Origin of the sequence: Vibrio sp. M260121, from assembly GCF_036533715.1 — a bacterium.
GTDB lineage: Bacteria > Pseudomonadota > Gammaproteobacteria > Enterobacterales > Vibrionaceae > Vibrio.
This window is the reverse complement of sequence record NZ_JATABF010000004.1, coordinates 1-13,443: the sequence shown is the minus strand read 5'-3', so window position 1 is coordinate 13,443 and position 13,443 is coordinate 1. Positions and strand designations below refer to the sequence as shown.

Below are 13,443 nucleotides of genomic sequence, written 5' to 3'. Positions count from 1 at the left end.
TAATATTGCTCTAAATAGTAAAAACGGTTTGAGTGGCATACTCAAACCGTTCCTGTTTTTATTTTTTAAGTGTTCTTCAAATTTAATGAGAGCATTAAGCGAAGCAATCTTGACGTTGAAGCGCAGCATCAATTGCGTTAACTAGCTTCTCAATATCTTCCGGCTTGCTAATAAATGGCGGCATCATATAAATCAGTTTGCCAAATGGACGAATCCAAACACCGTGCTCAACAAACAGTGCTTGGATGGTTTCCATATTCACTGGGCGGTGTGTTTCTACAACGCCAATGGCACCCAACCAACGGGTGTTTTTAACCAAGTCGTATTTTTCCAGTTTTGGCAGTAGTTCAGAAAACAACGTTTCAATTTGCTGGGTTTGTAGCTGCCAGTTGCCTTGTTCTATCAATTCTAAACTTGCGGTGGCCACGGCGCAGGCGAGCGGGTTACCCATAAAGGTTGGGCCATGCATGAAACAACCAGCATCACCACCACAAACAGTATCCGCGACGTGTTTGCTCGCTAGGGTCGCAGAGAGGGTCATATAACCGCCAGTGAGTGCTTTACCAACACACAAAATGTCTGGTTGAATGTCTGCATGTTCGCAGGCAAACAATTTGCCGGTACGCCCAAATCCGGTTGCGATTTCATCTGCAATCAATAACAAGCCGTATTTGTCACAAAGCCTACGCACACCTTTGAGAAATTCTGGATGGTAGATACGCATACCGCCTGCGCCTTGAACGATAGGCTCTAGGATCACCGCAGCGAGTTCTTGATGATGTGTTTCAATCTTGTGCTCAAAGTCTGCAAGATCTTCCGGCTTCCATTCATCCCAATAGCCACAAGTAGGTGACTGGGCAAAGATATGCTCAGGCAAAAAACCTTTGTAGAGAGAGTGCATGGAATTATCAGGATCGGTGACCGACATAGCCGCAAAGGTGTCGCCGTGATAACCGTGTCGCAAAGTCAGAAACTTCGGTCGGCGTTCGCCCTTCGCATGCCAATATTGCAGTGCCATCTTCAAGCTGACTTCTACGGCAACGGAGCCAGAATCAGCGAGAAAGACATGTTCAAGGTTACTTGGTGCAAGGGACAATAGCTTTTTACACAAACTGATTGCTGGTTGGTGGGTAATACCGCCAAACATCACGTGAGAGACTTGATCGATTTGCAGGTGAGCCGCTTGATTTAAGTGCGGGTGGTTGTAGCCGTGGATCGTTGACCACCAAGAAGACATACCATCGACAAGCTCTGTCCCGTCTTCCAATTTAATGTGGACACCACTTGCTGATGCCACTGGGTAGCAGGTCAGAGGTGTCAACGTTGAAGTGTAGGGATGCCAGATGTGCTGGCGATCGAAGGTGAGATCCATGTGCGATTCCAATAATAACTGAGATTAAAAAACAAACAGATGTAAACTTTGTTCTTTTGTGTTGTGTTGACAGTTTATCGAGACTCAGTAGACTGTCAACACAACAACAAAAGTGACTAAAGGAATACACGTGGAAGTTCGTCATAACTGGACGCATGCTGAAGTGCGCGATCTCATGGAAAAACCATTCATGGATCTCCTATTCGAAGCGCAGCTTGTTCATCGTCAATATCAACAAACCAACCATGTTCAAGTAAGCACGCTTTTGTCGATTAAGACAGGTGCTTGTCCAGAAGATTGTAAGTACTGTCCTCAGAGTGCTCGCTATACCACAGACATTGAAAAAGAACGTTTGATGGAAGTTGAGCGTGTGCTCGACGCTGCACAAAAAGCGAAAAACGCTGGCTCGACCCGCTTCTGTATGGGGGCTGCGTGGAAAAACCCGAAAGAGCGCGACATGCCACATTTGACCGATATGATCAAAGGTGTGAAAGACATGGGGTTAGAAACCTGTATGACGTTAGGTATGTTAACGCCAGATCAAGCTAAGCAATTGGCTACTGCAGGTCTGGATTACTACAACCATAACCTCGATACCTCACCTGAGTTCTATGGCAACATCATTACCACACGTACTTACCAAGACCGCTTAGACACGCTTTCTCACGTTCGTGATGCAGGTATGAAAATTTGTTCTGGCGGTATCATTGGTATGGGTGAAAGTGCACATGACCGAGCAGGTTTGTTGGTTGAATTGGCTAACTTGCCAGTGCATCCTGAAAGTGTACCAATCAACATGCTAGTAAAGGTGAAGGGCACACCACTCGAAGAAGTTGATGACGTTGAACCGTTCGATTTTATTCGTTTGATCGCCATTGCCAGAATCATGATGCCTCAATCCGCAGTCCGTTTATCGGCTGGTCGTGAAAACATGAACGAACAAATGCAAACGCTTTGCTTTATGGCTGGCGCTAACTCTGTTTTTTATGGCTGCAAGCTTCTAACTACACCAAACCCTTCTGAAGACAAAGACATGATGTTGTTTAAGAAGCTTGGCATTAACAGCCAAGAGGTGTCTCAAAAACCTGATGAAATCGAAGAAAACGAGCTACTCGATCGCGTCGTAGAGCGCGTTGCTGCTCGCCCGACAAAAGACGATCTTTTCTACGATGCCAGCGTTTAAATCTCGTATCGAATCCGCTCTTGCTGAGCGTAAAACGCGAGGGCTGAGTCGTTCCATGAATGTGGTGTTTGCTGGTAACCAATCAATTTTGGAGCACGAAGGCAGACGTTACATCAATTTCTCAAGCAATGATTATTTGGGCTTGGCAAATGACCAAGCACTTGTCCGTGCTTGGCAGCAAGGCTTGAGCGTATATGGCAGTGGCAGCGGTGCTTCTCCAATGGTTACGGGGTTTAGTGCGGCGCATGGCAATTTAGAGGCGGCGCTAACTGAATGGCTGGGCTACGAGAGGGCAATCCTATTTGGCTCTGGTTTCAGTGCTAACCAAGCGCTGCTATTTACTCTGCTAGAAAAATCAGACGTATTGCTCCAAGACCGTTTGAACCATGCCTCTTTGATGGAGGCTGGTGTGTTGTCACCAGCTAAAATGAAGCGCTTCAAACATAACGATATCGAGCACCTTTCATCACTCATAAGCGCTGAAGATAACAATCTTGTGGTTACCGAAGGGGTGTTCAGCATGGACGGTGACTGTGCCCCACTTGCTGATATCGCTGATGTCACCAGTAATCATGATGCATGGCTTGCTATAGACGACGCTCATGGTATCGGTGTTCTCGGGGAATCTGGCGGTGGCTCATGTGAATTGGCGGCGGTTAAGCCCGAGATATTGATCGTGACCTTCGGCAAAGCATTTGGAATGTCTGGTGCAGCCATTTTATGTGATCGCGCAACGGGGGATTTTTTAACTCAATTTGCTCGTCACCATGTGTATTCTACGGCGATACCTCCAGCACAAGCCTATGCGCTGACGCATGCTGTCTCGATGATTCAAGAGCAGTCGTGGCGGCGTGAAAAACTGACAGAGTTGGGGAAAGTGTATAGAGACAATCTCAGTGATCTTGACGGTTTTGTTGAGACTCAAACATCGATTAAGCCGTTTTTGATTGGTGAATCTGATTTGGCTTTGCAAGTTGCAGGTGCTTGTCGTCAGAACGGTATTTGGGTGACGGCTATTCGTCCTCCGACGGTACCGAAAGGGACGTCTCGTCTTCGAATTACGCTTACTGCTAATCACACTAATGAACAAGTTAAAACGCTTTCAATGGCATTGAAGCAAGCATTAGGAGCGCTGTAATGGATAATGCAACTTCCGCTTTAGCACAAATGGTCGCATTAGAGAGCTTTCACCAAGATAAGGATGCGATTGCCTCTTCATTTGGTAAAGCTGCAGAAACATACGATAAACATGCAGCGTTTCAACGCGACGTTGGGCATCGGTTACTTAATAAGCTCCCTACAAATTTAACCGGCAAGCGTGTGTTAGATTTAGGATGTGGCACTGGCTACTTTTCTCAGCTTCTTCAGCAGCGGGGCGCAGAAGTAGTGTGCGGTGACATTTCTCAAGCCATGTTAGATAAAGCAAAGCAACGTTGTGGTTCAGAATACATGCATTATCAGTTGGCTGATGCTGAAAACTTGCCTTTTGATGATGAAAGCTTCGACTACGTGTTTTCTAGTTTGGCTTTACAATGGTGTACAGATTTGAGTTACCCATTAAGAGAAATACGTCGTGTCTTAAAAGTGGGGGGAAGCGGGTGTTTCTCTACGCTAGTCGATGGCTCGCTTTATGAGTTGCGTGAGGCTTGGTCAAAAATTGATACATATCAACACGTGAATAACTTTATTACCCACAATCAGGTAAAAATTGCGTTAGCGCAATCTTGGTGCCACAACCATCATCTAGACTTGACCCCCATCACAGTTTGGTACGATTCAGCGTTTTCTGTCATGCGTGATCTCAAAGGCATTGGTGCAAATCACGTAAGCGGGCGCTCACATGGTCTGACGAGCCGTCGCACTTTGTTGCAGGTTGAGCGCGCGTACCAAGCATTTAGAAACGATCAAGGTCTTCTACCTGCAAGTTATCAGGTTTGTTTTGGAGTCATAGTTAAATGATTGATGCATTTTTTATTGCTGGTACGGATACTGATGTAGGAAAAACGGTAGCGTCTAAAGCTATTTTGCAAGCACTTGGTGCAAAAGGGCTTAACACCATTGGTTACAAGCCAGTGGCAGCAGGAAGCGACAAGACGGCGGAAGGTTGGCGTAACTCGGATGCATTGCATCTGCAGAAAGCGGCGACACTCGATATCGCATACGACGATGTAAACCCATACGCTTTGGAATTACCTGCTTCTCCTCACATCGCCGCAAAGCATGAACATGTAGAAATTAAATACGAAGTATTGAGTGAAAAATTAGCTCAACACAAAGAACAATCAGACATTGTTCTAGTGGAAGGTGCTGGTGGTTGGCGTGTACCTGTATCTGACACAGACAGCTTGTCGACTTGGGTGCAGCAAGAACAGTTGCCAGTTGTATTGGTTGTCGGTATTAAACTGGGCTGTTTGAGCCATGCATTGCTCACTGCTGAGATCATCAAAGCGGATGGTCTGAATCTCGTAGGTTGGGTGGCAAACCGCGTTAACCCAGGCACGGAGCACTATGCAGAAATCATCGATATGTTGGAAGAGCGTCTAGACGCGCCGAAACTCGGTGAGATCCCATACATTCCAAGTGCGAAGCGCAAAGAGTTGGGTAAATACATCAACGTTGAACCGTTGCTAAACGTATAATTAACCGACAAGCAAAAATACAAAAAGGGCTGCATCATGCAGCCCTTTTCTCATGTAAACCTTTGTGTCTTATCGTAAGATTCGACGCTTAGTTTATTTCTCTTGGCTAAGCCCCATCAACGCTTGTTGTGTTTCTGCAACACGCTTTGACATTTGAGCATCAGTTGAAATACCTAGCTGTTGTTTTGCCTCATCCTCTGAGATACCTAGGTGACAACAAAGTAAATCGATAGCCATTTGATAGTCGTTAGTTTCTACCATGATTTTTCCCTCAAGACATGGAAGTTTGGAGCTGCTTAATTGTCCTAAAAGCTAACCCCGTTTCGTTCATCTAACCCGAATCTAGCACGTACAGATAGTCGCACAATAAGACCAAAGTCTATACTCGGTCTAAAGTGCTGATTTAAGAGTGTAAAAAGGTGTGTATTATTTCAGTCTCGAAAACAAATGTTGCAATTTATTGCTTAACCTTGTTTTTAACGCGGATAGACTATATCTATAACGCAACAGAGCTTGAATCTAGCGAAATCGCCTCGTAGAGTTCTGTTTCATATAACAACCGTTTTTATAAAAACGATAAGCTTCCTTGGAGAAAAGTAATGAAGCGAATTATGTTATTCCTAGCAACTAACCTAGCAGTCGTGCTAGTGCTTAGTGTTGTTCTGAATATTGTTTACGCTGTAACTGGAATGCAGCCAGGCAGCCTGTCTGGTCTACTACTGATGGCAGCAGTGTTTGGTTTTGGTGGCGCATTCATCTCGCTAATGATGTCCAAGAGCATGGCACTACGCTCGGTAGGCGGCATGGTTATTGAGAGCCCACGTAACGAAACTGAACATTGGCTTCTAGAAACAGTTGGTCGCCAAGCTCAACAAGCGGGCATCGGTATGCCAACCGTCGCTATTTATGATGCGGCAGACATCAACGCATTTGCAACCGGTGCTAAGCGTGATGATTCGCTAGTTGCAGTATCTACCGGTCTTTTGCACAACATGACTCGTGATGAAGCGGAAGCGGTACTTGCGCATGAGGTTAGCCACATCGCTAACGGTGATATGGTGACCATGACGCTAATGCAAGGTGTGGTGAATACCTTTGTTATCTTCCTATCTCGTTTCATTGCTAACATCTTGGCTTCTAATGATGACGAAGAAGGTCAAGGCTCAAACATGATGGTTTACTTCATTGTGTCTATGGCGCTTGAGCTGGTATTTGGTTTCCTAGCTAGCTTCCTGACTATGTGGTACAGCCGTCATCGCGAATTCCATGCTGACGCGGGTGCAGCGCATCTAGTGGGTAAAGAGAAGATGATCGCGGCGCTTGAACGTTTGAAGATGAGCCACGAATCTCAACTGGATGGCACTATGATGGCGTTTGGTATCAACGGTAAGCGTTCGATGACTGAGCTTCTAATGAGCCACCCACCGCTAGATAAGCGTATTGCGGCACTACGTAGCCAACAGTACTAATCATTCGGTAAATAAATAGTTAATCTCCTGAAAAGGCTTGGTTTTTTGACCAAGCCTTTTTTTGTATCTATTGATCGCTACCGCACTCCATCACGTATCACTCTACAGAAACAAACTTATACAAAAATATTTTTGTACAACTTTTCATGATTGGTCTATCTTGTACATATAATAATTTTGTACAACTGTTGAAGTAGTATAGGAGCATAGAAATGGACATTCATTCAGTTGGCAACATATATCAAAAGCTGAGCAAAGCGAATTTGCATTTGCTTGAAGGGGTATACCACCAAGACGTGGTATTTGAAGATGCTGCTCATCGTCTAGAGGGCTGGCCTGCGCTTTCCGATTATTTTCAATCGCTCTACACCAACGTTATCCGTTGTGACTTCATTATTCACGATCATCAACAAGTGGGCGAGACAGGGTTCCTTACTTGGACCATGGATTTACAGCACCCAAAACTACAGAAAGGCGCGCCGATTTCAGTCAATGGGGTTTCTCATCTCAAGTTCAGTGAAGGGCAAGTTATCTACCATCGAGACTATTTCGATTTAGGAGAGATGCTTTACGAGAATCTTCCTCTACTTGGCTCTGTCGTTAGAACCATTAAGCAGAGGTTAGGACAGTGAGCGGTTCGGTTCTTATCACTGGCGCGACGTCTGGCATTGGTAAGCAGCTCGCTTTGGATTACGCCAGTGAAGGTTGGAAAGTGATTGCATGCGGCCGGAATGAAGCGGTGTTGGCTGAGCTAGAAGGAGCGTCGACTAACATCTCGACATTACGCTTCGATGTGACTCAGTACGATGAAACGATTCAAGCGCTCTTACAACTGCCGTTCACTCCTCAAACTTGGATCTTTAACGCTGGCGACTGTGAATATATGGACGACGGCATAGTGGATGCGAAACTCATGGCGCGTGTCATGAACGTTAACGTTGTAGGTGTGGCGAATTGTGTTGAAGCGTGTCAGGGACAGTTTGAACGCGGGCATCGCGTCGTTATTGTTGGTTCTATCGCATCAGAGGTGGCATTGCCTCGTGCAGAAGCCTATGGCGCGTCCAAAGCGGCAGTCAGCTATTTTGCCCGCACGCTAGCCGTCGACTTGAAAAAGAAAGGCATCAAAGTCGTGACGGTGTTTCCTGGCTTTGTTGAAACGCCACTCACAGATAAGAACACCTTTGATATGCCGATGATTGTTACGGCCAATCAGGCCTCGGCTGCCATCCGAAAACAATTGGATGCCAACAAAAGCCATATTTATTTCCCGGCGAGATTTACCGGCATTTTACGCTTTATCTCGCTGCTTCCATACAGCTGGCAAGCTCGGCTAACCGCAAAACTCGTATCATAAGAAGGAAGAAGCATGAACACGGCAGGAAGAAAGAAAATCGCCATCGTTGGAACGGGTATCTCAGGCCTTACTTGTGGCTATTACTTGCATAAAGAACATGACGTAACGCTGTTTGAAGCGAATGATTACATTGGCGGCCACACTGCAACCGTTGATGTTAGCCTTGATGGTAAAGAGTATGCAATCGACACTGGGTTTATTGTTTATAACGATCGTACGTACCCAAACTTTATCAAAATGATGAACGAGATTGGCGTTGAAGGTCTGCCGACTCAAATGAGCTTTAGCGTCAGAAACGATGGGAACGGACTAGAATACAACGGCCATACCGTGTCGACATTGTTTGCTCAAAAACGTAACTGGGCAAACCCTAAGTTCTATCGCTTTATCTTCGAGATCTTGCGTTTTAATAAACTTGCAAAGCGCTTTGCTAACGAGCCATCAACGCAATCTCAAACGCTTGGCGCTTTTCTTGATGAGCACAAATTCAGTGCATTCTTTTCTGATAATTATATTCTTCCAATGGGCGCTGCGATTTGGTCATCGACTTTAGCGGATATGCGCGCGTTCCCGCTGATGTTCTTTTTGCGCTTCTTCCTCAACCACGGTCTGTTGGATGTGACTAACCGACCACAATGGTATGTGATTAAAGGTGGTTCACGTTCTTACATTCCACCATTGACTAAAGGTTTCGCCGAGAATATTCGTCTAAACAGCCCTGTAGAAAAAGTGATTCGCAACGAAAAGGGTGTTGGCGTTCAAGTTCTCGGAGAAATACATTGGTTTGATGACGTGATCTTCGCTTGTCACAGCGATCAAGCAATGCGAATGCTAGGGGATATCAGCCCAATTGAGCAGGAAATATTGGGGGATATGACGTATCAAGCTAATGAAGTTGTTCTTCATACCGATACCGGTCTATTGCCAAAACGCAAGGCGGCGTGGGCATCTTGGAACTACCTATTGGAAGGCAGCGAAGACGATCAGCAACGTCTTCCTTCGCTCACTTACAATATGAACATCCTTCAGCACGTTCAATCAGAACATACATTTTGCGTAACGTTGAACAGCACCGATCAAATCAACCCAAACAAGATTCTGCGCTCATTTACTTATCATCATCCTGTATTTACTACGGAGTCGATTGCAGCGCAGCAGCGCAAAGACGAAGTTCAAGGTAAACAGAGCACATGGTTCTGCGGCGCTTATTGGTACAACGGTTTCCATGAAGATGGTGTGCGTAGCGCGATTGACGTAGTTAAAGGGCTAGAAGAAAAGTATCGCGAACAAAATGTGGTTCCTTTTGAAAAAGGCGCGGCATGATATGGATAGCCAGATGAACAGCCGACTGTTTATAGGAAACGTTCGCCACCGTCGATTTACGCCTGTGAATCATGAGTTGAACTACTCATTGTTTATGCCTGCCATCGATGTAGATGAGCTTGATGCTTTGGAGAAAAAAGTATGGGGCTTTGGTTCGCGTTGGTGGCATTGGGCACGTTTCAAGCGCAGTGATTACATTGGTGAAGGTAGCGTTAAGTCGGCAGTGCAAAACAAAGTTGAAGAACTGACAGGTGTTCGCTGTACTGGCAGAGTCGTCGCAGTTTGTCACTTGAGGTATTTAGGGTTGTATTTCAGCCCGGTTAATTTCTACTACGTTTATAACAAGGAAGGCGAATGGAAATACCTCCTAGCAGAGGTGAGCAATACCCCTTGGAATGAACGACATTATTACGCGGTATCGGCAGACAAAGAAGACAAGGAATTCGGTTGGGAGCAAGACAAAGCGTTCCACGTTTCACCATTTAATCCGGTTGACCAACTCTATCGTTGGAAAGTTAAACCTCTGACAGACAAGTTGAATATTCATCTGGAATGTCACAAAGAGGGAAAACACTTCGATGCCACGATGGCAATGAAAGCCAAACCGCTTTCAAGCAAAACCTTATTGAAATGCTTGATCGTTACGCCAATTCAAACGGTAAAAGTAATGGTTGGTATCTATTGGCACGCTCTCAAACTATGGCTTAAAGGCGCGCCTTTTTACTCACATCCTAAATACGCTCAACCTGAAACGAAACAACCTGAGCAAGTGAGTAAAGAAGAAAAGAATAATAAGCACAAGGAGAACTCTGCATGTTAAATACGACTTCTATGGCAATGCCGCGTGAATTGACGACGACACAAAAAGCGGCTCGTGGAGTTCTTTTCCAGTGTCTGCAAAAAATGGAAATCGGGTGTCTAACGGTGATTGAAAGCTTCAAGACCGAGACGACGGAGCGCAGTGAGCGCTTTTCAACCCCGAACGGGGACTACAATGGCGAACCTGTGGCGGCAACCATTGAAGTGAAGCATCCTGGATTTTACTCGCGTCTATTGCAAGGTGGCAGTATTGCTGCTGGCGAAGCTTACATGGACGGCTGGTGGGACAGCCCAGATTTGACAGCTCTAATGAAGCTGATGGCGCTTAACTTACGTGCGCTCGACAAGCTGGAAGAGCAGGGCAGTTGGCTTACTAAGCTGCTGTACAAGTTCAGCCATTGGTCCAACAGAAACTCTGAAGAGAACTCGCGTAAAAACATCCATGCCCATTACGATTTGGGTAACAACCTTTATGAAGCGTTCCTTGATACCAATATGTTGTACTCATCGGCGCTTTACAATAATGCGGATGACTCTCTAGAGCAGGCTCAAATCAACAAAATGGATCGCCTATGTCAGCAACTTGAGCTGAAGCCCACTGATCATGTTGTTGAAATTGGCACTGGGTGGGGCGCTATGGCGATTTACATGGCCGAACAATACGGTTGTCAGGTCACCACCACAACGATATCTGAAGAGCAGCACGCGTACGCGGAGCAGAAGATAAAAGAGCGCGGCTTAGAGAACAGAATCACATTACTCAAAGAAGATTACCGCAATCTAACTGGCACGTACGACAAGCTTGTTTCTATTGAAATGATTGAAGCCGTGGGCAAACAATTCCTGCCTTCGTACATTAAGGTTTGTGAGTCTTTGTTGAAGTCTGGTGGTTTGATGGCGATTCAAGCGATTACGATTGCCGACCAACGTTATGATTACTATAGTAACAACGTGGACTTTATCCAGAAGTACATTTTCCCGGGTGGCTTTTTACCTTCTGTAACCTCACTCACTCAAGCAACAACAAAGTACAGTGACTTAGTGACGCGAGATTTGTTCGATATTGGTTTGGACTACGCCAAGACGCTGAACGAATGGCACCTACGTTTTAATCGAGCAGAGAGTGAAGTGCGCTCATTTGGCTACGATGACCGCTTTGTGCGTATGTGGCGCTACTATTTGAGCTACTGTGAAGGCGGCTTTTTGGCTCGCACGATCAGTGCCGTTCACATGACGTTTCAACGCCCGTAGTTCGTTATGAAGGTATTTCTTGCTTCGACATGGTTCCAACTCTGCTGGTTTGCTGCGGTGCTTGGAACCTATCAATGGCAATGGGTGACGTTGTTCCTTACTTTGGCAACCCTACTATATTGTCTAAAAACCGACGCATCTTCGCTCAAAAGTATTGGTGTGGTCGTCACGATCGGGCTCGTGCTTGATACGCTCAATCAACAACTCTCTGTCTTTGTCTTTCCAACCCTATGGCTGCCTGTCTGGTTATTATGCTTGTGGGTTTTGTTTTCTTGGTATGCCTATCAACTTAAGTCAATTTTGTACCGTTTCCCAAAAATCTACGTATCAATAGTAGGCGGACTCGGAGGAACAGCGAGCTACTTTGCTGGCTATAAACTCCAAGCCGTTGAATTTGGATTTAGCGTTGGCATCACTCTCATGATCTTACTCGCCGAATGGTGCGCAATGATGCTCTTGATACTCAAGGTGTACGGAAATGAAAAGCTTGAAGAGAAATTGGAAACGGAAGCTGACTAGCAGTGTAATGGCCGCTTCCTTGTTCTGTGCGGTGCCTTTGCAGGCTCAAAATGTAGTGGGGTCGAGTGAGACAATGACCACTAGCAATTGGCAACAATGGCAAACGGTCGGCGAAGCTCAACTCACATGGTTTGTTTTTGATATCTACAAGTCCCGCCTTAAAGCGCCCGATGGGCAGTATTTGGTGTCTAATGACGTTTCTCCCCACCCCTTTGCCTTAGAGATTAACTATCAGCGCGATATAAGCAAGGAACAGCTCTTGGATGTTACTGATGAACAATGGCAGAAACTGGGATTTACGCAGGCTTATCGTCAGCAGTGGATTTCCGAATTGAACACGATATTCCCTGATATTAAGAAAGGCGATGAGCTGACTTACCTCACTGATGGTACAAACGGTCAGCTTATTTATCGAAAAGCCGGGAGCGAGCCGTATAAAACCGTCGGATATGTGAAAGATGAGCGACTTAATGATGCGTTTCTTTCGATTTGGTTATCGCCAAAAACAGAGTTTCCTAAACTTCGCAAACAACTGATAGGACAGGTAAGGTAGTGAAATTATTAAAACGAATGCTCAAAGCTCCCTTGATTGCGGCGGTAGCGCTGCTCAGCGCGTGCTCTGCTGACATTGATAACTACCAAGCGTCATCGCCAGCCTTCGACCTGTTTGGCTATTTCGAAGGTGACGTCAAGGCATGGGGAATGGTGCAGGACTACACCGAGAAACAAACTCGTCGATTTGAAGTGGATATCGTCGGCACGGTTGAAGGCAATGAGCTAACGCTGGTGGAAGACTTTGTATTTGATGATGGCGAGCTGGACCAGCGTATATGGGTCATTACCAGACTCGAAGACGGTACTTATCAAGGTAAAGCGGACGACATCATCGGTGTTGCGACCGGTAAAGAGATGGGTAATGCGCTGCAATGGAAATACGACTTCGAGTTGAAAATGGATGATTCAACCATCACGGTATCGTTTGACGACTGGCTTTACCGCCAAGATGAAATGCACGTATTTAACCTCACCAAGATTAAGAAGTTCGGCGTCGAGGTAGGGACGATTACACTTTTCTTCCAGAGGCAATAGAAATAAAGAAACGAGATGCGGGAGCGCTTCGCTTTAGGAATCGAGAGTGAGGCGCGTAACTTTAGGGAAGGGAGTTTGAGTTTGAGTTTGGGGTGTGTGGGTAGCAGCTGCCTCTTGAATGGCTATAATCGAGCCTTATCCCTTATCCCTTATCCCTTATCCCTTATCCTGAAGCTTAGCGTTCCATAGGGCGAGGCCCGTTCCCCTAAAAAGAAAGGGTTGACGCTTTCACGTCAACCCTCAAGATTATCCGATTCTCGATTCTCGATTCTCGATTCTGATATGACCCCAATAAAGTAGACACTCAATATTGGAATTTGAGTGCGATGAAAGTAAAAACTGTCCGAAAACATTCAGAAGGTTTCAAGAAACAAGCTGTACAGCAATCTTTAGATTCTCCTGATACCGTAAAATCAGTGGCGAAG

15 protein-coding genes are annotated in these 13,443 nt (G+C 45.7%); 13 read left to right on the top strand and 2 right to left on the bottom strand.

The features are described 5' to 3' along the window. Window positions 1-94 precede the first annotated feature (94 nt). Window positions 95-1,372 (bottom strand): adenosylmethionine--8-amino-7-oxononanoate transaminase, encoded by a 1,278-nt coding sequence (gene bioA, locus QTO06_RS03785; protein WP_331406920.1) that lies wholly within the window; start codon window positions 1,370-1,372, stop codon window positions 95-97. A 130-nt stretch (window positions 1,373-1,502) separates the two neighbouring features. Between bioA and bioB the strand changes: the two genes are divergently transcribed. The 4 genes from bioB to bioD are packed head-to-tail and all read left to right on the top strand — an operon-like array spanning window position 1,503 to window position 5,194. Beyond that, the gene (gene bioB / locus QTO06_RS03780) at window positions 1,503-2,555 is read left to right on the top strand and encodes a biotin synthase BioB (RefSeq protein ID WP_005450797.1); all 1,053 of its coding nucleotides are present in this window, start codon (window positions 1,503-1,505) and stop codon (window positions 2,553-2,555) included. After that, window positions 2,542-3,693, top strand: a complete 1,152-nt coding sequence (bioF, locus tag QTO06_RS03775; protein ID WP_050908552.1) for an 8-amino-7-oxononanoate synthase — start codon at window positions 2,542-2,544, stop codon at window positions 3,691-3,693. Before bioB ends, bioF begins: the two co-directional genes overlap by 14 nt. Then, a complete protein-coding gene (gene bioC, locus QTO06_RS03770) occupies window positions 3,693-4,514 on the top strand; it encodes a malonyl-ACP O-methyltransferase BioC (protein WP_005450793.1) in 822 nt (273 codons plus the stop codon). The genes bioF and bioC overlap by 1 nt, the downstream gene beginning before the upstream one ends. Beyond that, window positions 4,511-5,194, top strand: a complete 684-nt coding sequence (gene bioD / locus QTO06_RS03765; protein ID WP_009698190.1) for a dethiobiotin synthase — start codon at window positions 4,511-4,513, stop codon at window positions 5,192-5,194. The genes bioC and bioD overlap by 4 nt, the downstream gene beginning before the upstream one ends. A gap of 93 nt (window positions 5,195-5,287) precedes the next feature. Here bioD and QTO06_RS03760 read toward each other — a convergent pair whose 3' ends face one another. Next, window positions 5,288-5,455 carry a hypothetical protein gene (locus QTO06_RS03760; RefSeq protein ID WP_005450789.1) on the bottom strand — a complete coding sequence of 56 codons (168 nt, stop codon included), beginning with the start codon at window positions 5,453-5,455 and terminating at the stop codon, window positions 5,288-5,290. A gap of 338 nt (window positions 5,456-5,793) precedes the next feature. On the opposite strand from QTO06_RS03760, the gene htpX reads away from it, so the two are divergent. The 9 genes from htpX (at window position 5,794) to QTO06_RS03715 (ending at window position 13,018) form a co-directional block, all read left to right on the top strand. Then, a complete protein-coding gene (htpX, locus tag QTO06_RS03755; protein WP_038894722.1) occupies window positions 5,794-6,663 on the top strand; it encodes a protease HtpX in 870 nt (289 codons plus the stop codon). A gap of 212 nt (window positions 6,664-6,875) precedes the next feature. Beyond that, complete coding sequence (locus QTO06_RS03750) at window positions 6,876-7,295, top strand: nuclear transport factor 2 family protein (RefSeq protein WP_005437198.1); 420 nt, start codon at window positions 6,876-6,878, stop codon at window positions 7,293-7,295. Continuing rightward, the gene (locus QTO06_RS03745; RefSeq protein WP_331406919.1) at window positions 7,292-8,017 is read left to right on the top strand and encodes an SDR family oxidoreductase; all 726 of its coding nucleotides are present in this window, start codon (window positions 7,292-7,294) and stop codon (window positions 8,015-8,017) included. Before QTO06_RS03750 ends, QTO06_RS03745 begins: the two co-directional genes overlap by 4 nt. A gap of 12 nt (window positions 8,018-8,029) precedes the next feature. Beyond that, on the top strand, window positions 8,030-9,340 hold the full coding sequence (locus QTO06_RS03740; protein ID WP_331406918.1) for an NAD(P)/FAD-dependent oxidoreductase: 1,311 nt from the start codon (window positions 8,030-8,032) through the stop codon (window positions 9,338-9,340). 1 nt (window position 9,341) lies between these two features. After that, complete coding sequence (locus QTO06_RS03735) at window positions 9,342-10,160, top strand: DUF1365 domain-containing protein (protein ID WP_331406917.1); 819 nt, start codon at window positions 9,342-9,344, stop codon at window positions 10,158-10,160. After that, window positions 10,154-11,410 carry a cyclopropane-fatty-acyl-phospholipid synthase family protein gene (locus tag QTO06_RS03730; protein WP_331406916.1) on the top strand — a complete coding sequence of 419 codons (1,257 nt, stop codon included), beginning with the start codon at window positions 10,154-10,156 and terminating at the stop codon, window positions 11,408-11,410. The genes QTO06_RS03735 and QTO06_RS03730 overlap by 7 nt, the downstream gene beginning before the upstream one ends. A gap of 6 nt (window positions 11,411-11,416) precedes the next feature. Beyond that, a complete protein-coding gene (locus QTO06_RS03725; RefSeq protein WP_331406915.1) occupies window positions 11,417-11,929 on the top strand; it encodes a DUF2878 domain-containing protein in 513 nt (170 codons plus the stop codon). Next, window positions 11,889-12,482, top strand: coding sequence for a chalcone isomerase family protein (locus tag QTO06_RS03720; protein ID WP_331406914.1), 594 nt, complete (start codon window positions 11,889-11,891; stop codon window positions 12,480-12,482). The genes QTO06_RS03725 and QTO06_RS03720 overlap by 41 nt, the downstream gene beginning before the upstream one ends. Window positions 12,483-12,499: 17 nt before the next feature. After that, window positions 12,500-13,018, top strand: coding sequence for a DUF3833 domain-containing protein (locus tag QTO06_RS03715; RefSeq protein ID WP_331407000.1), 519 nt, complete (start codon window positions 12,500-12,502; stop codon window positions 13,016-13,018). Window positions 13,019-13,443 lie beyond the last annotated feature (425 nt).